Genomic DNA, 22,807 nt, shown 5'->3' on the forward strand with positions numbered 1-22,807 from the left:
ATTGAGAGGAAGAATGGCAGTAGAGAAAATTTCTCCAGGCATGCAGCAGTATCTGGATATCAAGGCAAACTATCCAGATGCTTTTTTGCTGTTTCGCATGGGTGACTTTTACGAATTATTTTATGAAGATGCAGTAGAGGCTGCGCAGATTTTGGAATTGTCCTTGACCAGTCGGAATAAAAATGCGGAAAATCCCATTCCCATGGCGGGTGTTCCCTATCATGCGGCCCAGCAGTACATTGATACGCTTGTTGAATTAGGGCACAAGGTGGCTATTGCCGAGCAGATGGAGGATCCTAAGCAAGCAGTCGGTGTGGTCAAGCGCGAAGTGGTGCAGGTCATCACGCCGGGAACAGTCATGGATTCCACAAAAATGGGAGCCGACAGCAACTACCTGGTCACCATTGACCGTCAGGGCGTACAATTTGCCCTTTCCTACATGGATGTGTCAACAGGTCAGTTTTTTGTGACTAGTTTGGATGATTTTACCAGTCTTTGCGGTGAAATCCGCAATTTACGGGCACGTGAATTGGTCATCGGCTATGCTCTGTCGGAGGAAGAGGAGCAGGTTTTCTCGAATCAGATGAACTTGTTGCTATCTTTTGAGGATGAGGTGACGGAGGATGTTCAGCTGATTGACAACTCGCTGACGGATTTGGAAAAGGCTGCGGCAGGCAAACTCCTCAGCTACCTGCACCGGACACAGATGCGGGACTTGAGCCACTTGCAGAAGGTGGTCCACTATGAAATTAAGGACTATCTGCAAATGGACTATGCCACCAAATCTAGCCTGGACCTGCTTGAAAATGGCCGAACTGGCAAGAAACATGGCAGCTTGTACTGGTTGCTGGACGAGACCAAGACAGCCATGGGCATGCGGCTCTTGCGGGCTTGGATTGACAGGCCCTTGATTGACCTCAAGCGGATTGAGAGCCGACAGGCTGTCGTGCAGGTTTTTCTGGATTATTTCTTTGAGCGGAGCGACTTGGTGGAGGCCTTGAAGGGTGTCTATGACATCGAACGCTTGGCCAGTCGGGTGTCTTTTGGCAAGACCTTGCCCAAGGACCTCTTGCAACTTTCACAGACTTTGGGAAATGTCCCTGCGATTAAGAATATCCTGCAACAAATGGACCAGTCTGCTCTGGCTAGCTTGGTAGCTGGTCTGGACCCAATCCCAGAACTCCACGCCCTCATCAGCTCTGCTATTGACCCAGAGGCCCAAGGGGCTATTACAGACGGTAATATCATTCGCACGGGCTTTGATGAAACCTTGGACCAGTATCGCCTGGTCATGCGTGAGGGTGCGGGCTGGATTGCGGAGATTGAGGCCAAGGAGCGTGAGGCTTCTGGCATCAATAACCTCAAGATTGATTACAACAAAAAGGATGGTTACTATTTCCATGTGACCAATTCCAATCTGGGCAACGTGCCGGATCATTTTTTCCGTAAGGCGACCTTGAAAAACTCGGAGCGCTATGGAACGGAAGAGTTGGCTAAGATCGAAGGGCAGATGTTGGAGGCGCGTGATAAGTCTGCTAATTTGGAGTACGAGATTTTCATGCGGATTCGCCAAGAGGTTGAGAAGTATATCGGTCGCTTGCAGAAGTTGGCTCGGACCATTGCAACTATTGATGTCTTGCAGGCTTTTGCGGTTGTGGCGGAGCAGCAGCACTGGGTTTGTCCGAGCTTCAATGCGGATAAGCTGCTGGACATTGATCGTGGTCGTCATGCTGTGGTAGAGAAGGTCATGGGCAAGCAGACCTATATTCCCAACTCCATTCAACTGGACCAGGCGACGACCATGCAGCTGATTACAGGTCCAAACATGAGCGGTAAGTCTACCTATATGCGTCAGTTGGCGGTCATCGTCATTCTGGCTCAGATGGGGTCCTATGTGCCAGCAGACCAGGCGACCTTGCCAGTCTTTGACGCTATTTTTACCCGTATTGGGGCGGCAGACGACTTGGTTAGTGGACAATCCACCTTTATGGTCGAAATGATGGAGGCCAACAAGGCAGTCCGCTTGGCGACAGACCAGTCCCTGATTCTCTTTGATGAGCTGGGGCGGGGGACGGCCACTTACGACGGCATGGCTCTGGCCCAGTCCATTATCGAGTATATTCACGACAAGATTGGAGCCAAGACCCTCTTTGCTACTCACTACCATGAGTTGACAGACCTTAGCCAGACCCTCTCAGGTCTTGAAAATGTCCACGTATCGACCTGGGAGGAAGACGGGCAAGTCACCTTCCTCCACAAGATTGCCCAAGGTCCAGCTGATAAGTCCTACGGGATTCATGTGGCTAAGATTGCGGGAATGCCAGAGGAGTTATTGGAGCGGGCGGATAGGATTTTGCAGACACTTGAAAACCAAGCCCCTACTGCACCAGCTCACCCAGCTCCGACAGTCGTAGAAGAGCCGTCTGGTCAAATCGACCTCTTCGCAGACACCCCTTCTCACCCAGTCCTTGATGAACTGGAAAAACTAGATATCTACAATATGACCCCAATGGAAGTCATGATGAGGGTGGCAGAATTGAAGAAGAAATTATAAGATAGTCATTTAGTTTGTTTTATTACTTCGTTAACTCGCTTTGCCGTACTCCAGTACTGTCTGCAGCTCGTTGCCTAGTACTAAAAGCAAACTAAAAGACTATACAATGAAAGTCAGGACAGCTGTTCTGGCTTTTTTGCTGTTTAGCGCTGGAAATCGACCACATAGTCAAAAGCCCTTGAAACCAGTAAAGAAATGGTGTTTAATAAGGACAGAGGGAAAGAGAAAGGAGAGCAGATGAAAGTAAAATTAGCTATATCACCAGAAATTTTGGAAGATTTTGTGACCATTGAGGCTCAAGCTATGTCTGAGCAGATTACACAGTTGGTGGCCTATGTTAAAAACCTAGACAAGCAGACATCTAGGCTGACAGTCAAAAAAGGGGAGCAGGTATATCTTTTGGAGTATGATGAGATAGTCAGACTCTACTTAGAAGACAAGGTTTTACAAGTGGAAACGGTGGGAGATTCCTTTACTTCCAACCTACGCTTGTATCAGGTTAAGGAGGAACTGCCTGCCAACTTTTTGCAGATTTCCCAGTCGGAAATCATTCACATCAAGCAACTGGACCACCTCAAGTTGACAGCCAATGGTCTGGTCAAACTAGTCATGAAAAATGGCTCTGTCACCTACTCGTCCCGTCGTTATTTAAAAGTTATCAAAGAAAGGTTAGGACTATGAAAAAATACATCTTATCAGCCAGTTTAGGCCTTACAATTGGAACCATTATCTCTATCATCACATCGGCTGTCTTTGGACAGGGAGCTTATCTTCCGCTCAATCCTTTTTCAACCATGGGGGCTTACTACCTAAGCAATTTTAATCAGGTAACCGTCATGTTAATCTGTGTGCTGATTTGGGCAGCAATCGGTCTCTTGTTTCAACTGGCAGAAAAGATTTTTGAACAGGATTGGAGCCTTTTGCGAATGACAGCGACACATTTTTGCATCACAGCTTTAGGCTTCACACCGCTGGGCATTTTGGCTGGTTGGTTTCCGCTCAATTTTGCCTCTCTCCTCTTCTTCTGGTTTATCTTTGTCTTGGTCTACGCTTCTCTCTTTTTCCTAAACTATCGGAAAATGGAGCGGCAGATTAAGGACATCAACGGTCGTTTGTAGTATAATAGCACTATCATTTAGTTGGAGTGTTTTATGAAAATTATTTTGACGATTATCTATAGTTTGGGGGTAGTGTGGAATACTCTCTATATTGCCTATAATGTCGGTAAACTTCCTTTGTTAAATTTGCTTTGGCCTACTGTGATTTTAGTGGCCTGTGCTATCAATTTGTACTTCTTATGGACCAGAAAGCAAGAGTCAGAATAGGCTCTTGTTTTCATTTGCTTTTCAGAAAGAAAATCTATATTTAGTGTAAATTTTTAATTTTTATATTTTTTGGCACAAGATATTGATTTTTAATTTGTGAAATGTTACACTAGTAGCAATGAAAAATGGAGGCTAGTCAGATGAAGATGCGAGAAAATGATGTAGAAAAACTGAATTTAGTCGTCTTGAAACGGGATGGTCGGACGGTGTCTTTTGATGAGCAAAAGATTTTTTCTGCTCTTTCGCGGGCCAATCAGGAGTTGGAGCATCCAGTATCAGAGGCTGGTCTGCAGCTGGTTTTAGAGGCAAGCTTGCAAGAGATTGGACGCCGTTTTACAGGCGATATCCAAATTTATGAAATCCAAACCATTGTGGAGCAGGAGTTGCTCAAGGCTCATTTGTATGAGTTAGCAGAACGCTATATCCAGTACCGGACCCAGCGAGATTTTCGTCGACATCAGGCGACCGATATTAACTTTGAAATTCACAAGTTGCTGAGCAAGGATCAGGCTTTGGTCAATGAAAATGCCAACAAGGACGCCGATGTGTTCAATACCCAGCGGGATTTGACAGCGGGGATTGTTGGAAAATCCATTGGTCTCAAACTCTTGCCTGCCCATGTGGCAAATGCCCATCAAAAAGGCGACATTCACTACCACGACTTGGATTACAGTCCATATACTCCCATGACCAACTGTTGCTTGATTGATTTCAAGGGGATGTTGGCTCAGGGCTTTAAGATTGGGAATGCGGATGTGGAAAGTCCCAAGTCGATTCAGACGGCTACGGCACAGATTTCGCAGATTATTGCCAATGTGTCCTCTAGTCAGTACGGGGGCTGCTCAGCTGATCGCATCGATGAGGTGCTGGCTCCTTATGCTGAACTCAATTACCAGAAGCATTTGAAAGACGCTAAGGACTGGGTCTTGCCAGACAAGCAGGAAGATTATGCGCGTGCCAAGACTCAAAAGGATATCTATGATGCCATGCAGTCTTTGGAGTATGAGATTAACACCCTCTTTACGTCCAATGGGCAAACACCCTTTACTTCGCTTGGTTTTGGCCTCGGAACTTCCTGGTTTGAACGGGAAATTCAAAAGGCCATTCTCAACATTCGTATCAAGGGTCTGGGGCGAGAAGGTCGGACAGCTATCTTTCCTAAGCTGATTTTCACAGTTAAGCGTGGCTTGAACTTGGAGCCTGATTCGCCCAACTACGATATCAAGCAGCTGGCAGTGGAGTGTGCAACCAAGCGGATGTATCCAGATATGTTGTCTTATGATAAGATTGTCGAGTTGACGGGCTCCTTCAAGGTGCCAATGGGTTGCCGTTCTTTCTTGCAGGGCTGGCAGGATGAAAATGGGCAGGATGTGACGTCTGGTCGGATGAACTTGGGTGTCGTGACGGTCAATCTGCCACGGATTGCCATGGAGTCGGCGGGTGACATGGATAAGTTCTGGGAAATCTTTGCAGAACGGATGTCCATTGCCAAGGATGCCTTGGTTTATCGTGTGGAGCGGGTCAAGGAAGCAACTCCAGCCAATGCTCCAATTCTCTATCAATATGGGGCATTCGGCAAGCGACTGGCCAAGACCGATGCGGTGGATGAGGTGTTCAAAAATCGCAGAGCGACCATTTCGCTGGGCTATATCGGACTTTATGAAGTGGCGGCAGTTTTCTACGGTGGTCAGTGGGAGGACAATCCAGAAGCCAAGGACTTTACGATTGCTATTATCAAGCGGATGAAGGAATTGACAGAGGCTTGGTCGGACCAATACGGTTATCATTTCTCAGTATACTCGACCCCGTCTGAAAGCCTGACGGACCGCTTCTGCCGGCTGGATACGGAGAAGTTTGGTCTGGTTGAAAACATCACCGACAAGCAGTATTACACCAACTCCTTCCACTACGATGTACGGAAAAATCCGACTCCCTTTGAAAAACTGGACTTTGAAAAGGTTTATGTGGAGGCGGGTGCTAGTGGTGGCTTTATCCACTACTGCGAATACCCTGTACTGCAACAAAATCCCAAGGCCTTGGAGGCTGTTTGGGACTATGCCTATGACCGTGTAGGCTATCTGGGGACCAATACCCCGATTGACCATTGTTACGCCTGCGATTTTGAAGGGGACTTTGAGCCAACGGAGCGTGGTTTCAAGTGTCCAAACTGTGGCAATAGCGACCCCAAAACAGTTGATGTTGTCAAGCGGACCTGTGGTTACCTAGGCAATCCGCAGGCCAGACCCATGGTCAATGGACGCCACAGGGAAATTATTTCTCGTGTCAAACACATGAATGGGTCGAGTTTATAAAGAAGGACATGAGGACTTCCGTGGTTTTGAAGAACTACGGAAGTTTGTTATAATAGAGGGAAAAAGTAATAGCTCTGCTATTTCATCGTCATCCAGTTTATCTTTTATTACGTCGACGTATGAGGAAACTTCGTTTCCTTATTTCCAACTTCAAATAATCCACGATTATTTGAACTCGCTTTGCCGTACGCCAGTACTGCCTACAGCTTTTGAGGCGAACGCAGTTCGCCCTATTTCCAGTCTTCAAAGGTTCCCCAAACCTTTGAAGCGAGTACTAAAAGTAAAGTGAACGACTACATAAAAAGGAGAAAGAACAATGGGAAAATACCAATTAGACGACAAGGGCAAGGCCTTGGTGGCACGCTATCACGAGAAGCATTCCAATGTGAAGCAGGACAAGAAGTCGCGTGTGCAGGAATTGCTCAAGCAAGCTAAGAATAAGAAGAAATAGTATGGACTTTACAGATATCAGCATTCTCCATACCAATGATATGCATTCCTACATGGAGAATTTTCCAAAGAAAGCCCAGCTGATTGCGGATATTCGAGCTCGCAATGAGCAAAAAGGTATTCCGACTTTTGTCTTTGACAGTGGCGATCTGTTTTCGGGCAATATCTTTTTCAATATGTACCGTGGAATCAAGGAAATCGAGTTGATGAATCGTATCGGTTGCCAGGCCATGACCTTGGGCAATCATGAATTTGACCACGGAGATGAACTGCTCAGTCGCTTGGATGACTTTGCCCAGTTTCCAATTGTGTCTTCCAATCTCTGCTACCGTGACGAGGAGGTGGCGGATGAATTGGTGCCACTTGAGGATGTCCTAGAATTTGATATGAATGGGCAGTCCTTGTATGTCTTGGGTTTGACCACCTTGGAAACCCAGGAGGTTGCCTCACCGTCAGACAAGGTACTTTTTGAGGATCCACGACAGGCATTGCGGCGATTGGTGGACCAGATTGTGAGTCAGAATCCACAGGCTCATCTGGTTTTACTCAGTCATCTGGGCTACGATGAAGATCTTGCCTTTGCCCAGGACTTTCCAGAAGTCAATGTGATTTTGGGTGGGCATACTCACACGATTTTGAGAGAACCAAGTCAGGTAGGCGGCGTCAGCATTTGCCAGGCTGGTCAATACGGTCGCTTTGTCGGTCATCTATCCCTGCGGTGTTATGCAGACGGGCGACATGAAGTCCTGGCTTATGACTTGATTGAGGTGGAGCAACTGACCCAAGAAGACAGGGCGGTCAAGGCCGTTATCGACCAGATGAAATCGGAACGGGACGCAGCCTTTTCCCAACCGATAGCGACTTTACCTCAGGCACTAGATGGAGAGCGAGATAGCATTCGTCAAGGCCTGTCTAGTCTAGCTCCCGTCATTTGCCAGGCTCTCTTTGAGCGGGCTGGTCAGCTGGGCTTGCAGGCGGACGGTGCGGTCATCAATGGCTTTGGCATTCGGGCTTCCTTGTCGGCGGGACCGATTTACTATTCGGACTTGGTCAAGGTCCTGCCCTTTTCTAAGCGTGTGCTCTTGGTTGCGATCAAGGGTAGCGATTTGGTGGCTAGCCTCAAGACGGGGCTCCACCCTCAGATGTGGGGCATTGTCCCAGACGGTGAGGGTTTTGTGGTCAATGGCAGAGCAGTCGAGTCAGATAAGATCTATCAGATTGTGACTAATTCCTTTGTTTGGAGTGGCAAGGACAACTATGATGATTTCCACAAGGCAGAAATTGTGCAGGATTTAGGACTGGATACGGACATCATTAGTGAATTTTTCAAAAGACAGTATGGAGGATAGTATGGAATTGCGACGACCAACACTAGCAGATAAGGAAACGGTTTTGGATATGCTAGCGGAGTTTGAAAAAGCAGGCTCAGCTATGGACGGAGGCTTTATCTCTAAAGATGTCGACTTTGAAGAATGGATTTTTAGAAACAGAGACTATGAGGCAGGTCTCAATCTGCCAGACGGTTTTGTTCCTTCCATTCAATATGTGTCATTTGACCAGACTGGTCGAGCCCTTGGTTTTCTCAGTCTACGCCTACGGCTCAACGATTTCCTGCTCAATAAAGGCGGTCATATCGGATATTCCATTCGCCCGACCGAGCGAGGAAAGGGCTATGCCAAGGACCAGCTGCGACTTGGTTTGCAGGAGGCGGCTAGTAAAAATATCACCAAGGTTCTCGTGACCTGCTCGACAGACAATGAGGCTAGTCGCAAAACGATTGTAGCATGTGGTGGTAGCTTAGAAGATATCAGAGAAGGAGTAGAGCGTTACTGGATTGACTAAGAGAAGGAGGCAGCTATGACGGAACAGACTTGGAACAATCCCAAGCCAGGCGAGTGGAAGAGTGAAGAACTCAGTCAGGGACGGATTATGGACTACAAGGCCTTTAATTTTGTGGATGGCGAAGGCGTGCGGTGCTCCCTCTATGTCAGCGGCTGCCTCTTTCACTGTCCTGGTTGCTACAATGTCGCCACCTGGTCCTTCAAGGCCGGCATTCCCTACACCAAGGAGCTGGAAGACCGCATTTTAGCAGACCTGGCCCAGCCCTATGTGCAGGGTCTAACCCTCTTGGGCGGAGAGCCCTTTCTCAATACAGGTACGGTCCTCCCTCTCGTTAAGCGGGTGCGGACGGAATTGCCAGACAAGGATATTTGGTCCTGGACAGGCTACACATGGGAAGAATTGATGCTGGAAACGTCAGACAAACTAGAACTGCTCAGCCAGTTGGACATTCTCGTAGACGGCCGCTATGACAAAAGCAAACGCAATCTCATGTTGCAATTCCGAGGCTCCTCTAATCAACGCATCATTGATGTCCAGCAGTCATTGCAGGAAAATCGAGTGATTTTATGGGATAAATTAAAAAAATGACCCGTACAGTTCTCATGTACGGGCTTATTGTCCCCTGAAAACCACTAGCTATGCTAGTGGTTCAGTAGAGCTTCTAGCGAGGTATTAAAAAATCCTCCCAAAGTGATAAGATAGAAGTGGTTTCCCCGCCACTACATCACATCAAATAGGAGGTACCTCATGAGAGAGGATAATGAAAGTTTATCACATACTCGCTGGAATTGTAAATATCATCTAGTTTTTGCGCCTAAATATCGTCGTCAAATCATTTACGGCAAGTAAGAGGCTAGTATCGGAAAGATTATCCGAGATTTTTGTGAACGAAAAGGCGTCACTATCCATGAAGCTAATGCTTGCCCTGATCACATCCACATGTTAGTTATGGGAATAGAAAGTTTTGGTGTAGAGGCTACTATGTGGATATGGTTGGACGCAATCAAAAAGTGATAGCAAAATACATACAGAACCAATTACAAGAAGATAGGGTAGCGGACCAGCTCACTTTGTTTGAAACGGTTGCCCCATTTACAGGGGAAACCAACATGAAAAAACTGATGGTGCTTTAGCACCTGATCGGGAAAGTGGTGCGCGAGGAAGCTATTTCAGTGGGCCTTTGGCCCTGGCCGGATCAAGCGGCTTATAGCCGCAGAACAAACCGCCAGTTTGACTAGTGGTTTTGATTGTCATTTAGTTTCTCTTTCATTACTTCGGCGATTGGAGGCATTTGTTCAGCCTCCTTTTGTAAGCACACCGAGATTAGAGAACGCTTTCTTTTTTTATTTTTATATGTTATAATATCATTATAAAAGGTTCAGGAGGTGGAGTGATAGAGTATAAATAAATAGGTTGGCAGACCAAACATTTGAATAAACAAAGGGATGATACATGGAGGTACCTATGCATTATAAGATAATGAGAAGTATTGCGTTTTTAATATTGTTAATTGGCACAATCATAGTAGAATCGGAAAATTTATCACCTTTAACAAGCAGTCAGCCAGTTTATGCTACAGAGAGTATACCTAAGTTTGAAAGTCAAGGAGGATCAGAGTATGAAGAAGGTACTTTTCGTCTAACATTAAAGGTTGGCGAAAGTGGGCAAATTCGTCGTCCTCAAGATTCCCCCTTAAAAGATTTCAACTATTCTTTTGATATGAAAGTGGAGGATTCCTCTATTCTTTCGTTTGATAGCCAAGGTAATTGGACAGCTCATAAAGCTGGAATAACGAAGGTTTATCCAAGTTTTCCTAATGAATCTAGTGAACATTTGAAGGAATTTGAAGAAGAGTTAGTCATAAATCCAGTTGAACTATATGTTAATGAGATTTCAGTTGTTTGGGAAGTTACAGTAGAAGAAAGTGAGCAGGGGCTAGAATCAAGTTCAAGGAGGTCATTGATTGAGAACGATGCTGTAGAATCTCTTTCGGAGACAACGCCTTCTTCAATGGAATCTTCTGTGAGAGTATCTGATACTAATGAAGTTGACGGTTCAAATGCTCCAACTATGATTTTCGGTTCAGATAATATGATTCCTATTGAAAATACCACAGTAAATCCATATAGAAAAGTTGTAGCTGTATATAAAGTAGTAAATGGTTTGGCCACTTGGAATGGAAGTGGTGTTATGATTGCTCCAAACAAGGTATTGACAGCAGCTCATGTAGTTCGAGACTTTAGAACAAATGAGACGTATGACCAAATAATGGTTGCTCCTGCACAAAATGGTAATAAATATCCGTACAATAAGTTTACTGGTTCTACCTATCATTTTTTTACTAGTTATTTAGATGATGCTACATTAGGTTATACACGTACAAAAGCTAATGAAGATATTGCAGTAGTGACTTTGGATAGTTCGATTGCTTCTGTAGGTTTTCTCCCAGTAACCTCTATCTTAGCTATTAACGATGATATCACAGTTATTGGTTATCCTCAGGATAGAGGAGTGGTTATGCACAAATCAGGAGGAAAAGTTAAAAGTATTGATGGAAAGATAATAGGTTATCAAAATGATACGCTCTCTGGAAATAGTGGGGGTCCAGTACTGGATAGACAAAATCGAATTGTCGCAATCAATGTTGCTGAGCCTAAAATAGAAGGTGAATACACAGAAGAATATTTACAAAAGTATGGTGCTAATACAGGTAGAAAAATTGATCAGGATGCGTTGCGCTTGATTGATGTTGCACTTCATAATAGAAAGACTGGTGATGGTATATCAGCCTCTGTACCAACCTACCGCCTATATAATGATGGTTTGAAATACCATCTATATACAAAAGATAAGAACGAAGTAGATATTTTAAGTAGCCGTGGTTGGATATATGAGGGTGTTTCTTGGAGAACAGATACATCAGGTGTCCCGATTTACCGTTTATACCATTCTGGTCTTAAGAAACATTTATTAACTAAGGATGTTAGAGAAAGAGATGTTTTAGTGAGAAGTGGCTGGATATATGAGGGTGTTATCTTCCATTCTTCTGGTAAGCGTCCAGTTTATCGTTTGTATAATTCAGGACTAAAAGTTCATCTCTATACTTCAGATAAAAATGAGTACAATGTCTTAAGCATACATGGTTGGAAGCAAGAAGGAGTTGCATGGAATGTTGAATAAGGCAGGAGAAATAAATATGAAATTAAGAACATTTATTTTATTGCTAGTAGGAATTTTTTCCTTAGTAGGATTATCGCCGATGAATGCAACATCTATTTTTGCCAATGAACAGACCTATGACTATCTTCCTTCTGAAATATATTTTGATAGGAATACAATTCCAAAGGGAAATTTAGTTGTTGGAGATTCAGGACAGATTCGTCCGAATCAAAATAGTATATTTAAAGATTTTGAGTATGCTTTTAAGTATAAGTTGAGCGATTTTGGTGTAATAAGCATAGATGAGAAAGGGAATTGGCAGGCTATCGGACCTGGTCAAGTTACCTTATGGGTTCATGGTCGATCTGAGTACAATGAAAGCCCAGAATTTGAAGCGGAACTTGATAAGCATGGAATTGTGCGTGTTAATGCTGGAATTTATCCCACTGTCGTACCTGATTATGTTAAGACTCATATTATAGTAACAGAGAATCCCCTAAGTACAGAGGTTTACCGCCTATACAATCCAAATCTTAAAGTCCATCTTTATACTCAGGATAGCAATGAATACAATGTATTAGCTACACGAGGTTGGGAGCAGGAGGGAATTGCATGGTTATCACACAATACGGAGGGAGATCCTGTTTTTCGTCTCTATCATCCTGGATTAAAAGTTCATCTATACACACGTGATGTGAATGAATTTGCTGTTTTAGTCAGTCGAGGCTGGAACCAAGAAGGTATAGCTTATCGTTCCAAAGGGGATAAAGAAATTTATCGTCTTTATCACGAAGGGGTTAAGAAACACCTCTACACCACAAATGAAGTAGAAAGAGATATCCTTTCAACACGCGGCTGGCGTTATGAAGGCATTGCCTGGTATGGAAGTTAATAAATTGAAGAGGTTGGGCAAAAACTAGCCAGTAAATAAAAAACACAGATAGATTCAAGCTAATTTTGATGAAATCTAGCCGAACTATTTGTGTTTTTTATTTTTGTCTCTATTATCTTGGGCTAATTTCGTAGCCAATTTCGTTAAATTCATGCACATTAGGAGGAATTCTATCTCAGTTTCAACCACCTTTTGACCTCTGACATGCACTCTGCGCACGCCAAAAACACCCTTCATCCTATCAAATACAGGTTCGACATCCACCTTGCGTTTGGCATAAATGCGGGCTCTGTTGTTTATACATTTTCATGCCTTTCTAGTTGTTTTGTCGTTATTATAATTATAAAGCATGAAATGGAAAACGAGCAACTCCTAATTGGAATTGCTCGTTTTTTATATGTGAGCGACTAGTTTTTGCCCAGCCTCTTTTTCTTTGTGTTAGAGTTTATTGATAAACAAAACGAGAAAAAGCCTTGATAAATCAAGACTTTCCTCATATCAACCAATCCTCCCTGTAGGGATCGAACCTACGACCCACGGATTAAGAGTCCGCTGCTCTGCCAGCTGAGCTAAGGAAGGGCAAAATAAAAATGCTGTATTGGTACCGGTTATTCATGAATTGTATTGATCCCGCACGCTAGAAGCAGGTGGGTGACGTGTTTTTGACTTAGTTGCTTCTGGGTGTACCAGCCTGCATACTGCCAAAAGATCTTTGTCTCCCTAGTAATACAAAAATAGTCGGTCAACACATAGGTATGAATTCGTATACCACAGCAGTTCTTATTTATGATTTAATATTACCACATTTTTTAAAAAAATCAAGAGAAAATCGGCAAAAAATGAAAACGTTATCAACTTTTTTTCTTGTTCTGTTTTAGATGCCTGATTTTTTCTTGGGTCATGCCCAAGGCACGCTCGTATTTGCCGGTGTCGTTGGCGGTGAAGTAGTCCGCAGTCAGTAACTTATCGGGCAGGTATTGTTGGTCCACCCATTTTTCAGGATAGGCATGCGGATACTGGTAGCCAATAGCATTTCCCAGCTCCTTACTACCAGCATAATGACCGTCTCGCAGGTGATTTGGAATAGGCAGATGGCCGTTTTTCCGTAAATCAGCCAGAGCTGCATCCATAGCCAGATAGGCAGAATTGGACTTGGGAGAAAGGGCCAAATCGACTACTACATTGGCAATCAAAATGCGTGCCTCTGGAAAGCCGATTTTCTGGGCAGCTTCAAGGGCGGTCACCGTATGGATTTGTGCCTCTGGATTGGCCAAGCCGATGTCTTCATAGGCAATGACGGTCAAGCGACGGGCCAAACTAGGCAGGTCTTCCGCCTCAATCAAACGAGCGGCGTAGTGGAGGCTGGCATTGACATCGCTACCCCGAATGGATTTTTGCAGGGCTGAGAGAATGTCGTAGTGGGCATCGCCGTTCTTGTCCATACTGATGTAGGATTTTTGCAGGCTATTTTCCACAGCGTCCAGATCAATGTGACGACTGCCCTCACTTTCCTTGGTCGAAAGTACAGCTAGTTCCAGTGAATTGTAGGCAGCCCGAAGGTCCCCGTTGGTCGCATTTGCCAGAAAGTCCAGAGCCTCAGGCTCAATGGTGACTGGGAAGTCAAAACCACGTTCGCTGTCAGTCAGAGCCAGTTCTAAGGCCTGTCGGATGTGGCTGGTTTTCAAGGGTTGTAATTCAAAAATCTGCACCCGACTGCGAATGGCGGGTAAAATAGAGAAAAATGGATTTTCCGTCGTTGCCCCAATCATGATGATATTGCCATTCTCCAAGAGAGGAAGCAGGAAGTCTTGCTTGGTCTTGTTGAGGCGGTGGATTTCATCGAGCAGGAGAACCAGACCACCGGAAAACTTAGCCTCTTCAGCGATTTCCTGCAGGCGTTTTTGGTTGTCGGTCGTAGCATTAAAGGTCCGAAAGGCATACTTGGTTGTGCCAGCAATGGCGGACGCAATCGAGGTCTTGCCAATCCCCGGCGGACCGTAGAGAATCATGGACGACAGCATATTTGCATCAATCATGCGGCGGATAATCTTTCCAGGACCGACCAGATGTTCCTGACCGATGACCTCATCAATGGATTTGGGCCGCATACGAAGGGCGAGATTGGCTGGCATAGGCTTCCTTTCAGTGCATTTATGGTATAATCATTATACTACAATTTTAGGATTTGGAGAGAAACGAAGATGGCGGAGTTAACGGTGAGTGTTTTGGAAGAATACTTGCGTGACCACTATGGGACGACAGTTCCAGAGCAAAGTCTCTTTATGAAATTAGTGGAAGAAATTGGTGAAGTGGCAGAGCTACTGAATCAACGTGCAGGCCGCAAGATGATGGATAGCGAAGACGACAGCTCTGCTCGTCTGGCAGAAGAATTAGCTGACGTTATTCACTATGCTGTAGCCTTAGCAGCGGTGAATCAACTAGATTTAACCAAGTCCATTTTGGAGAAAGACAAGTGGGCTTCCGTCAAATATGGTCGAGAAATAAATTTATTGGAATTTATCGTCATTTAGTTTTTCTTTTATTACGTCGTTAACTCGCTTTGCCGTACTTCAGTACAGCCTACAGCTCGTTGCCTAGTACTAAAAGTAAACTAAAAGACTATATAGAAAAGAGGAAATAGAATGGCGAAACATGGCTTTTTAGATGTGCTGGAAGCGGCACTGGACAAACATTTTACTTATGATTACGAGCTCAACTGGGACAAGAAAAATCATGCTGTTGAGTTGGCTTTCATCTTAGAAGCACAAAATGCGGCTGGGATTGAAACGGTGGACGACGAAGGCAATGCGTCTTCTGAGGATATTTTTCTAGAGGAGTATATCCTTTTCTACAACCAGGACAAGTCTCGCTTTGACGAGGAAGACTACCTGGTCGCTCTGCCATTTGACGCCAAGAAGGGCTTTTCGGCAGAGTTTTTGACCTACTTCGCAGGTTTTCTCAAGGACACCGCCGACCAAGGCCTAGATGACCTCATGGACTTTTTGGCGGACCCAGAAGCCCAAGAATTTGCGATTGCTTGGGACGGAGAGGCTTTTGAAAAAGGCAGAGCAGACTTGGTGGAAGGGGAATTTTACCCATATCCGAGGTATTGAGATGGTATATGAAATTGGAAATATTGCTCCGCTGCTACTTGTCTCAGAACTGAATCGATCACGAGTTTTTTACGAAAATCTACTACAATTGACAGTTGTTTACGAATCGTTCGAGAAAGGTCTTGTCTGTTATGCTTTTGGCTCCAATAATACCATTATTTTACGGATTCGTCAGGGAACAAAGGAAGAACTGGAGAAAATGGCTGCACCACTTGGTCAAGGGGCTGAATTTGTTTTAAATGTTGGACGCGGTTATCAATATGCCATAGGACCTTTTGAAAAGGCCAGCTATCCTTATAGTTGGGATGGTTGTGTCGTAGCGTTTGACCCAGATGGATATAAGTGGAGTTTAGTAGGATGAAATTCAAAAAAATAATAGATTGATTCGTAGTAAGAAAGGTTAAAACAAACATGAACTCATGGCAAGAATTAACGATTCACGTGCATCGTGATGCAGAAGAGGCAGTTTCAAATCTCATGATTGAAACGGGCAGTCAGGGGGTGGCCATTAGCGACTCGGCTGACTATGTGGGACAGGAGGACCGTTTCGGCGAACTCTATCCCGAGGTGGAGCAGTCGGATATGATTGCCATTACGGCTTATTATCCTGACACTTTGGATATTGAGGAAGTTAAGGCAGACTTGGCGACTCGTTTGGCGGATTTGACAGGATTTGGCTTGGAAACAGGTCAGATTAGCTTAGAAAGTCAGGAATTGGCAGAGGCAGACTGGGCGGACAACTGGAAGAAATACTATGAGCCAGCCCGGATTACCCACGATTTGACCATTGTGCCGTCTTGGACGGACTACGAGGCGACGGCTGGTGAGAAAATTATCCGCTTAGATCCAGGTATGGCTTTCGGTACGGGGACCCACCCGACCACTAAGATGAGCCTTTTTGCTCTTTCTCAGGTCCTGCGTGGTGGTGAAACGGTCATCGACGTCGGTACAGGTTCAGGTGTCCTTTCCATTGCTAGCTCTCTTTTGGGTGCCAAGGAGATTTACGCCTATGATTTGGACGAGGTGGCGGTGCGTGTAGCTCAGGAAAATATTGACCTTAACGCTAATACTAGCAATATTCATGTCGCAGAGGGCGACCTGCTTCGTGGCGTTGACATTAAAGCAGAAGTCATCGTTGCCAACATCTTGGCGGACATTCTCATCCATCTGACCGAGGATGCCTACCGTCTGGTCAAGGACGAGGGCTACTTGATTATGAGCGGCATCATCGCGGACAAGTGGGACATGGTGCGAGCATCCGCGGAGGCGGCTGGCTTCTTCCTTGAGACCCACATGATTCAGGGCGAGTGGAATTGCTGCGTCTTTAAGAAGACCGCTGATCGTTCAGGTGTGATTGGAGGCTAGGATGCAGCAGTATTTTGTCAATGGCAGAGCACCGCAGGGCATTTTCCAGATAAGCGATAAGGACACTGCCAAGCATATGTTTTCTGTCATGCGCTTGCAGGCAGATGATCAGATTGTCCTGGTCTTTGACGATGGGATTAAACGCTTGGCGCGGGTAGTAGATAGCCAGAGCCAATCTGTTGAAATCATCGAAGAACTGGTAGATAATGTTGAATTACCCGTTTCCGTTACCATTGCCATGGGCTTTCCCAAGGGAGATAAGCTCGAATTTGTCGCTCAAAAGGGAACAGAGTTAGGCATGACAGCCCTCTGGGCCTTTCCAGCGGATTGGTCTGTGGTCAAATGGGACGGTAAAAAACTGGCAAAAAAAGCAGAAAAGTTAGAAAAAATTGCCCAAGGAGCAGCCGAGCAAAGCAAACGCAATCGCATTCCAGCTGTTCGCTTGTTTGAGAAAAAAGCGGATTTCCTAGCTCAGCTGGCAGGATTTGACCAGATTATCTTAGCCTACGAAGAGGCTGCCAAAGAAGGCGAACAAGTTAATCTAGTGAAAATCTTATCTGGCTTAGAAGCTGGCCAATCAGTCCTTGTCATTGTCGGTCCAGAAGGTGGCGTGTCGCCTGAGGAAGTAGTCGCATTTGAAGGAGCAGGAGCGGTTAAAACGGGTCTAGGTCCTCGTATCTTACGAGCGGAGACGGCTCCACTCTACGCCCTTTCTGCAATTAGCTACGCGACGGAATTGTTGAGGTAGTCTATGTTTGCCTTAGGAACGATTATCAATACGGTGGCCATTGCCCTAGCAGGTTTGCTAGGGTCTTGGTTTGGACATTTACTGAAAGAACGGCATCAGTCTGGTCTAACCTTGGCCAGCGGCGTTGCTATTCTCTTTTTAGGGATTTCTGGAACGCTGACAGGTCTTTTAAGAGTGGAAAGTGGTCAACTGGTCACCCAGAACACCCTGCTCTTTGTGCTCAGTCTGGCTTTCGGTACTTTCTTAGGAGAAGTGCTCCATATCGAAGGTTGGTTTGAGCGCTTGGGTATCTGGCTGCGTGAAAAGTCTGGCAATGGTCAGGACTCTCAGTTTTTAGATGCATTTCTAACCGCATCCCTGACGGTCTGTATCGGTGCCATGGCCATTATCGGCTCTATCCAAGACGGCTTGACGGGGGATTATACCCTCCTCGCCATTAAGAGCATTCTGGACTTTATCATCATCTTTATCATGACAGCAAGTCTGGGTAAGGGAGCAGGATTTTCCGCAGTACCGGTCTTGATTTTTCAAGGCTCGGTCACTCTTTTGGCGCGCCTGATTGAGCCTCTGATGACGACTCAAGCCCTTACCAATCTCTCTTTTATTGGCTCCGTCCTCATCTTCTGTGTCGGGGTTAATATTGTTTGGGAGCGAAAAATTCGCGTGGCCAACATGTTGCCAGCTATTCTCATTGCGGTGATTTGGAGCTATTTTGCATAAGAAAAACCAGGATTTCCCTGGTCTTTACTGTCTTCGTTCAAACTGCAAGAGGCTGACCTGCCCCAAGCCCTTCCAAACCTCCTCGACTTGCCCGACCTGTTGAAAGTCATTTTTCAAGAGCACTTGCTGAGAAGCTTGATTTTCTGGCAGGACAAAGGCGGCGATTATTTTTATTGAACATTCTTTTAGTAGGAAATGGCAGAGCAGGCTGACCGCTTGGCTGGCCAGACCACGATTCCAGAAGGCATGGTGAAGCCGATAGCCAATGGTCACCGACGCAGATCGTTTCTTGTAGTCAAAGACTTCCAAAACGCCAATCAATTTCCCTTGGTGCTCCAACCCCAAGAACAAACGTTTTTTCTTATCAAAATCCCTCTGGAAATGCCCAATGCGTTTGCGGAGAGTTTCTTTGTTTTGCGTGGAAGTATTGGGGGTCATCTGAAAGTGAATGGGATTGGAGTAGATTTCCCAAAGGTCATCGAGGTCTGACTCATAGATAGCACGTAATCGAAACGCTGAATGTTCAATAAATGGAATAGTGTCGAATAGTTTAGGGCTGATGTTCATGGATGTAGTATACTGGAAAAGCCAGACTTTAGCAAACTCTTACCGCTTCCCTTTTTCTTTTTCAGTGAAAATGGTAAAATAATAGGAAATAGTTAGGGAGAGAAGTAAATGAAGGAAATTAATTTTACAGGAGAAGAGGTCGTTGGGCTAACTGCCACCTATCTTCCAGCCGAAGATGTTGCCTTTGTTCAGAAGGCATTGGACTTTGCGACGGAGGCACACAAGTCACAATTTCGCAAGTCAGGAGAACCTTATATTGTTCACCCCATCCAAGTAGCGGGAATTTTGGCAGGACTTAAGCTTGATGCTGTCACTGTTGTCTGCGGCTTCTTGCATGATGTGGTCGAAGATACTGATGTGACACTGGACGATATGGAAGCTGAATTTGGACCAGAGGTTCGCCATATTGTCGGTGGTGTGACCAAGCTAGGTAAGGTCGAGTACAAGTCTCATGAGGAGCAGTTGGCTGAAAACCACCGCAACATGCTGATTGCCATGTCCCAAGACATGCGAGTGATTTTGGTGAAGCTGGCAGACCGTCTCCACAATATGCGGACCCTCAAGCACTTGCGCAAGGACAAACAGGAACGGATTTCACGTGAAACAATGGAAATCTATGCACCGCTTGCCCACCGACTTGGTATTTCTTCTATCAAGTGGGAATTGGAAGATATGTCCTTCCGCTATCTCAATGAGATTGAATTCTATAAGATAACTCGAATGATGAGGGAAAAGCGTCGTGAGCGGGAAGAATTGGTCAATGAAGTTGTTGACAAGTTGCGCGAATATACAGAGGAACGCCATCTACATGGTCAGATTTACGGTAGACCCAAGCACATCTACTCTATCTATCGGAAGATGCATGACAAGAAAAAACGCTTTGACCAGCTCTATGACCTGACGGCCATCCGTTGTTTGATGGATACCCCAAGCGATGTCTATGCCATGTTGGGCTATATCCATGAACTATGGAAGCCGATGCCTGGTAGATTCAAGGACTACATTGCCAGTCCAAAAGCCAATGGCTACCAGTCCATCCATACGACAGTCTATGGTCCAAAGGGACCGATTGAGTTCCAAATTCGGACGGTGGAAATGCATCAGGTGGCAGAGTACGGGGTAGCGGCTCACTGGGCCTACAAGCGTGGTGGCAAGGCAACTGCCAGCGAAAAAGAATTGCGATGGATTAACAACCTGATTGAACTTCAAGAAGGAGCAGGAGATGCCCAGTCCTTCGTCGATTCTGTCAAGGACGATATTTTTACAGAGCGTATTTACGTTTTCACGCCAGATGGTGCAGTGCGTGAATTGCCTAAGGACTCCGTACCGATTGACTTCGCCTATGAAATTCATACCAAGGTCGGCGAGCGGGCGACAGGCGCCAAGGTCAACGGCCGTATGGTGCCTCTGACGACCAAGCTTAAGACAGGTGATCAGGTGGAAATCATCACCTCTGCCAACTCTTTCGGTCCAAGTCGTGACTGGGTCAACCTAGTTAAAACCCACAAGGCCCGCAACAAAATCAAGCAGTTCTTCAAGAATCAGGACAAGGAACTATCTATTTCCAAGGGGCGGGAGATGCTTCAGAACCTACTCCAAGAAAATGGCTACGTTCCCAACCAATACCTGGACCGTCGTCACATGGACGAGGTCTTGCAAAAGACTAGTTACAAAACGGATGAAGCCTTATATGCGGCGGTTGGTTTTGGGGAAATATCTGCCGTGTCAGTCTTTAACCGTCTGACAGAGAAAGAACGCCGAGAAGCCGAGCGGGCCAAGGCCAAAGCTGTCGCGGATGAATTGGTCAACGGTGGCGAAGTCAAACACGACAACAAAGATAGTTTGAAAATCCGTCACGAAGGTGGTGTGGTCATTGAAGGGGCGTCAGGCTTGCTGATACGGATTGCCAAATGTTGTAATCCAGTACCTGGCGATGAAATTGTCGGCTACATCACCAAGGGGCGTGGGGTAGCTGTTCACCGTGTAGACTGTATGAACCTCAAGAGTCAGGAAAATTACGATGTCCGCCTGATTGATGTCGGTTGGGAGGATGAAAATTCGACCAAGGAATACATGGCAAACATTGACATCTATGGTCTCAACCGTTCAGGCCTCCTCAACGATGTTCTCAAGGTTTTGACAAATGCCAGCAAGAACATTTCTTCGGTCAATGCCCAGCCAACCAAAGATATGAAGTTTGCAACTATCCACGTTTCCTTTGGTATTTCCAACCTAGCAACCTTGACCAGTCTGGTGGACAAGATCAAGTCGGTGCCAGAAGTTTACTCAGTGAAAAGGACCAACGGATAAGATGAAAATTGTATTACAACGTGTATCACAGGCCAGTGTGACCATCGACGGAAGCATCCATGGGCAAATTGATCAGGGGCTTTTGCTTCTAGTCGGTGTGGGACCAGATGACAGCCAGGAAGACCTGGACTATGCTGTTCGAAAAATCGTCAATATGCGGATATTTTCAGATGAAGCAGGCAAGATGAACAAGTCTGTTCAAGATATAGGAGGCAAGATTTTATCCATTTCCCAATTTACCCTTTTTGCGGACACCAAAAAAGGCAATCGCCCTGCCTTTACAGGAGCGGCAGCTCCTGCCCTAGCTAGTCAACTCTACGATGCCTTTAACCAAGCCCTGTCAGCCTTTGTGCCTGTTGAAGTGGGCGTTTTTGGGGCGGATATGGCGGTTAGTCTGGTCAATGATGGGCCGGTGACCATCGTTTTGGATACGAAAAATCGCTAGACCTCTATACATCTATATGTAAATTTGGTATACTAACATTAAGAAAATGTGGAGGTGCTCAATGAAAAAGTTATTGACCAATCATTTCTTTTATTTAATTCTCGCCTTTGTTTTGATAGTAGCCATCTATCTTAGCGATCTAGATAAACGCTGGATTATTCTAGCAAGCTTTCTTTACTTCATTCCCTCACAGATTTTGTACCGTCGCCGCCTTAAAGAGCGACTCCAAGAAGACCAGCCCAAGTAGGTTGGTTTTTTGATGTGTAAATTGGACTATAATTCTTTATTAAATATGCTATAATAGTTTTTGCAGAAAAGTAAAGACGGTGGCTCTAATTTCTGAAAGGTAGGTGGGAGCGGTACAGAACTCAACTAGTAGAAAATGAGTTCGTTTTACCGCCCCCGCATAGTTGATTAGGTCAGATTTGGAGTGCGAAGCACGAACAAATCTGCCAATCAACCACTGCGCTGAGATGTTGACGCGAATTAAGAGAAGTGGAATGGAACTTTTTGTTCTACTATGCAAATCATCAAAATCTAACAGAAAGGAGAAGCTATCATTGTCAACCTTTGAGTGGCTAACACTCATTTTTGTAGCTGGTACAGTCATCCAGTTTTTCTTTTATTACTTCGACGAGCGAGGAAACGTACTTTCCTTATTTCCAACTTCAAAGACTCCACTGGAGTCTTTGAACTCGCTTTGCCGTACTCCAGTACTGTCTGCAGCTCGTTGCCTAGTACTAAAAGTAAACTGAATGACTATTTTCTTTTATCGCTCTCGTGATGTTAGTGCTTGAATTGGTGAAAACGACAAAAAAATAACCGTCTATAACTTTGGTAGGTTAACGGTTATTTAATACGAATAATCTGCCACCGTCTTAAACGGTTCTGCAAGGGGTAGTTGTTTCTGGCAACTACCTTTTTCTATGTTTATTATACATCGGTAGGTCTACCAAGTCAAGTTGGACATTTATCTTTTGTCTAAATATGCTATAATAATGATTA

Annotated in this window: 21 protein-coding genes, 1 tRNA gene, 1 other RNA gene and 2 pseudogenes; 20 read left to right on the forward strand and 5 right to left on the reverse strand. The window is 45.2% G+C overall.

All coding sequences use genetic code 11. The features are described from left to right. The first annotated feature begins 13 nt into the window (after positions 1–13). The 11 genes and pseudogenes from mutS (at position 14) to C1E58_RS10625 (ending at position 12,534) form a co-directional block, all read left to right on the forward strand. Entirely contained in the window at positions 14–2,554 is a 2,541-nt protein-coding gene (gene mutS / locus C1E58_RS10565; protein WP_105210307.1) for a DNA mismatch repair protein MutS, read from the forward strand. Positions 2,555–2,791: 237 nt separating this feature from the next. Continuing rightward, positions 2,792–3,235: a LytTR family DNA-binding domain-containing protein gene (locus C1E58_RS10575; RefSeq protein ID WP_105114205.1), complete on the forward strand. Its 444-nt coding sequence runs from the start codon at positions 2,792–2,794 to the stop codon at positions 3,233–3,235. Continuing rightward, on the forward strand, positions 3,232–3,672 hold the full coding sequence (locus tag C1E58_RS10580) for a DUF3021 domain-containing protein (RefSeq protein ID WP_105114206.1): 441 nt from the start codon (positions 3,232–3,234) through the stop codon (positions 3,670–3,672). Before C1E58_RS10575 ends, C1E58_RS10580 begins: the two co-directional genes overlap by 4 nt. Before the next feature lie 347 nt (positions 3,673–4,019). Continuing rightward, positions 4,020–6,191: an anaerobic ribonucleoside-triphosphate reductase gene (gene nrdD, locus C1E58_RS10590; RefSeq protein ID WP_105210310.1), complete on the forward strand. Its 2,172-nt coding sequence runs from the start codon at positions 4,020–4,022 to the stop codon at positions 6,189–6,191. Between the two features lie 316 nt (positions 6,192–6,507). After that, positions 6,508–6,642, forward strand: a complete 135-nt coding sequence (locus tag C1E58_RS12525) for a hypothetical protein (RefSeq protein WP_105118664.1) — start codon at positions 6,508–6,510, stop codon at positions 6,640–6,642. Position 6,643: 1 nt separating this feature from the next. Continuing rightward, entirely contained in the window at positions 6,644–7,990 is a 1,347-nt protein-coding gene (locus tag C1E58_RS10600; protein ID WP_105210311.1) for a bifunctional metallophosphatase/5'-nucleotidase, read from the forward strand. A gap of 1 nt (position 7,991) precedes the next feature. Continuing rightward, entirely contained in the window at positions 7,992–8,483 is a 492-nt protein-coding gene (locus tag C1E58_RS10605) for a GNAT family N-acetyltransferase (RefSeq protein ID WP_105210312.1), read from the forward strand. 15 nt (positions 8,484–8,498) lie between these two features. Then, a complete protein-coding gene (gene nrdG, locus C1E58_RS10610; RefSeq protein ID WP_105210313.1) occupies positions 8,499–9,071 on the forward strand; it encodes an anaerobic ribonucleoside-triphosphate reductase activating protein in 573 nt (190 codons plus the stop codon). 159 nt (positions 9,072–9,230) lie between these two features. Further along, positions 9,231–9,616: pseudogene (tnpA, locus tag C1E58_RS10615) on the forward strand (IS200/IS605 family transposase). Between the two features lie 331 nt (positions 9,617–9,947). Next, positions 9,948–11,663, forward strand: a complete 1,716-nt coding sequence (locus C1E58_RS10620) for a trypsin-like peptidase domain-containing protein (protein WP_161951310.1) — start codon at positions 9,948–9,950, stop codon at positions 11,661–11,663. A gap of 16 nt (positions 11,664–11,679) precedes the next feature. Further along, positions 11,680–12,534, forward strand: a complete 855-nt coding sequence (locus tag C1E58_RS10625; protein WP_153055839.1) for a hypothetical protein — start codon at positions 11,680–11,682, stop codon at positions 12,532–12,534. Between the two features lie 119 nt (positions 12,535–12,653). On the opposite strand, the pseudogene C1E58_RS12645 reads toward C1E58_RS10625, so the two are convergent. From C1E58_RS12645 to C1E58_RS10645, 4 genes and pseudogenes are all read right to left on the reverse strand, one after another. Next, positions 12,654–12,822: pseudogene (locus C1E58_RS12645) on the reverse strand (transposase); the annotation flags it as partial. A 218-nt stretch (positions 12,823–13,040) separates the two neighbouring features. Continuing rightward, positions 13,041–13,113 (reverse strand) — tRNA-Lys (locus tag C1E58_RS10635). 7 nt (positions 13,114–13,120) lie between these two features. Then, positions 13,121–13,314, reverse strand: a non-coding RNA gene (gene ssrS / locus C1E58_RS10640) — 6S RNA. 71 nt (positions 13,315–13,385) lie between these two features. Continuing rightward, the gene (locus C1E58_RS10645; RefSeq protein WP_105210316.1) at positions 13,386–14,666 is read right to left on the reverse strand and encodes a replication-associated recombination protein A; all 1,281 of its coding nucleotides are present in this window, start codon (positions 14,664–14,666) and stop codon (positions 13,386–13,388) included. 69 nt (positions 14,667–14,735) lie between these two features. Here C1E58_RS10645 and C1E58_RS10650 point away from each other — a divergent pair, with 69 nt between their 5' ends. From C1E58_RS10650 to C1E58_RS10675, 6 genes are all read left to right on the forward strand, one after another. Then, entirely contained in the window at positions 14,736–15,065 is a 330-nt protein-coding gene (locus tag C1E58_RS10650) for a MazG nucleotide pyrophosphohydrolase domain-containing protein (RefSeq protein WP_044676747.1), read from the forward strand. A gap of 111 nt (positions 15,066–15,176) precedes the next feature. Beyond that, a complete protein-coding gene (locus C1E58_RS10655; RefSeq protein ID WP_105144081.1) occupies positions 15,177–15,647 on the forward strand; it encodes a DUF3013 family protein in 471 nt (156 codons plus the stop codon). A gap of 88 nt (positions 15,648–15,735) precedes the next feature. Then, on the forward strand, positions 15,736–16,008 hold the full coding sequence (locus C1E58_RS10660; RefSeq protein ID WP_153045612.1) for a hypothetical protein: 273 nt from the start codon (positions 15,736–15,738) through the stop codon (positions 16,006–16,008). Between the two features lie 50 nt (positions 16,009–16,058). Continuing rightward, the gene (gene prmA, locus C1E58_RS10665) at positions 16,059–17,012 is read left to right on the forward strand and encodes a 50S ribosomal protein L11 methyltransferase (RefSeq protein WP_105210317.1); all 954 of its coding nucleotides are present in this window, start codon (positions 16,059–16,061) and stop codon (positions 17,010–17,012) included. Between the two features lies 1 nt (position 17,013). Continuing rightward, complete coding sequence (locus C1E58_RS10670) at positions 17,014–17,760, forward strand: 16S rRNA (uracil(1498)-N(3))-methyltransferase (RefSeq protein WP_105210318.1); 747 nt, start codon at positions 17,014–17,016, stop codon at positions 17,758–17,760. Positions 17,761–17,763: 3 nt separating this feature from the next. After that, positions 17,764–18,480, forward strand: coding sequence for a DUF554 domain-containing protein (locus C1E58_RS10675; RefSeq protein WP_105210319.1), 717 nt, complete (start codon positions 17,764–17,766; stop codon positions 18,478–18,480). Between the two features lie 24 nt (positions 18,481–18,504). Here C1E58_RS10675 and C1E58_RS10680 read toward each other — a convergent pair whose 3' ends face one another. Further along, a complete protein-coding gene (locus C1E58_RS10680; RefSeq protein ID WP_105210320.1) occupies positions 18,505–19,047 on the reverse strand; it encodes a GNAT family N-acetyltransferase in 543 nt (180 codons plus the stop codon). Between the two features lie 108 nt (positions 19,048–19,155). Between C1E58_RS10680 and C1E58_RS10685 the strand changes: the two genes are divergently transcribed. The 3 genes from C1E58_RS10685 to C1E58_RS10695 all read left to right on the forward strand — a co-directional run bounded on the left by C1E58_RS10685 (position 19,156) and on the right by C1E58_RS10695 (position 22,049). Further along, entirely contained in the window at positions 19,156–21,357 is a 2,202-nt protein-coding gene (locus C1E58_RS10685) for a RelA/SpoT family protein (RefSeq protein WP_105210321.1), read from the forward strand. A gap of 1 nt (position 21,358) precedes the next feature. Continuing rightward, positions 21,359–21,802: a D-aminoacyl-tRNA deacylase gene (gene dtd / locus C1E58_RS10690; protein ID WP_105210322.1), complete on the forward strand. Its 444-nt coding sequence runs from the start codon at positions 21,359–21,361 to the stop codon at positions 21,800–21,802. Positions 21,803–21,863: 61 nt separating this feature from the next. Next, positions 21,864–22,049, forward strand: a complete 186-nt coding sequence (locus C1E58_RS10695) for a hypothetical protein (RefSeq protein ID WP_105159389.1) — start codon at positions 21,864–21,866, stop codon at positions 22,047–22,049. Positions 22,050–22,807: the final 758 nt, after the last annotated feature.

Origin of the sequence: Streptococcus suis (genome assembly GCF_002964575.1) — a bacterium.
GTDB lineage: Bacteria > Bacillota > Bacilli > Lactobacillales > Streptococcaceae > Streptococcus > Streptococcus suis_R.

Excerpts from the sequence above, each read along its gene's own strand:
- mutS (WP_105210307.1), top strand. The coding sequence starts at position 14 with ATGGCAGTAGAGAAAATTTCTCCAGGCATGCAGCAGTATCTGGATATC.
- C1E58_RS10575 (WP_105114205.1), top strand. The coding sequence starts at position 2,792 with ATGAAAGTAAAATTAGCTATATCACCAGAAATTTTGGAAGATTTTGTG.
- C1E58_RS10580 (WP_105114206.1), top strand. The coding sequence starts at position 3,232 with ATGAAAAAATACATCTTATCAGCCAGTTTAGGCCTTACAATTGGAACC.
- nrdD (WP_105210310.1), top strand. The coding sequence starts at position 4,020 with ATGAAGATGCGAGAAAATGATGTAGAAAAACTGAATTTAGTCGTCTTG.
- C1E58_RS12525 (WP_105118664.1), top strand. The coding sequence starts at position 6,508 with ATGGGAAAATACCAATTAGACGACAAGGGCAAGGCCTTGGTGGCACGC.
- C1E58_RS10600 (WP_105210311.1), top strand. The coding sequence starts at position 6,644 with ATGGACTTTACAGATATCAGCATTCTCCATACCAATGATATGCATTCC.
- C1E58_RS10605 (WP_105210312.1), top strand. The coding sequence starts at position 7,992 with ATGGAATTGCGACGACCAACACTAGCAGATAAGGAAACGGTTTTGGAT.
- nrdG (WP_105210313.1), top strand. The coding sequence starts at position 8,499 with ATGACGGAACAGACTTGGAACAATCCCAAGCCAGGCGAGTGGAAGAGT.
- C1E58_RS10620 (WP_161951310.1), top strand. The coding sequence starts at position 9,948 with ATGCATTATAAGATAATGAGAAGTATTGCGTTTTTAATATTGTTAATT.
- C1E58_RS10625 (WP_153055839.1), top strand. The coding sequence starts at position 11,680 with ATGAAATTAAGAACATTTATTTTATTGCTAGTAGGAATTTTTTCCTTA.
- C1E58_RS10645 (WP_105210316.1), bottom strand. The coding sequence starts at position 14,666 with ATGCCAGCCAATCTCGCCCTTCGTATGCGGCCCAAATCCATTGATGAG.
- C1E58_RS10650 (WP_044676747.1), top strand. The coding sequence starts at position 14,736 with ATGGCGGAGTTAACGGTGAGTGTTTTGGAAGAATACTTGCGTGACCAC.
- C1E58_RS10655 (WP_105144081.1), top strand. The coding sequence starts at position 15,177 with ATGGCGAAACATGGCTTTTTAGATGTGCTGGAAGCGGCACTGGACAAA.
- prmA (WP_105210317.1), top strand. The coding sequence starts at position 16,059 with ATGAACTCATGGCAAGAATTAACGATTCACGTGCATCGTGATGCAGAA.
- C1E58_RS10670 (WP_105210318.1), top strand. The coding sequence starts at position 17,014 with ATGCAGCAGTATTTTGTCAATGGCAGAGCACCGCAGGGCATTTTCCAG.
- C1E58_RS10675 (WP_105210319.1), top strand. The coding sequence starts at position 17,764 with ATGTTTGCCTTAGGAACGATTATCAATACGGTGGCCATTGCCCTAGCA.
- C1E58_RS10680 (WP_105210320.1), bottom strand. The coding sequence starts at position 19,047 with ATGAACATCAGCCCTAAACTATTCGACACTATTCCATTTATTGAACAT.
- C1E58_RS10685 (WP_105210321.1), top strand. The coding sequence starts at position 19,156 with ATGAAGGAAATTAATTTTACAGGAGAAGAGGTCGTTGGGCTAACTGCC.
- dtd (WP_105210322.1), top strand. The coding sequence starts at position 21,359 with ATGAAAATTGTATTACAACGTGTATCACAGGCCAGTGTGACCATCGAC.
- C1E58_RS10695 (WP_105159389.1), top strand. The coding sequence starts at position 21,864 with ATGAAAAAGTTATTGACCAATCATTTCTTTTATTTAATTCTCGCCTTT.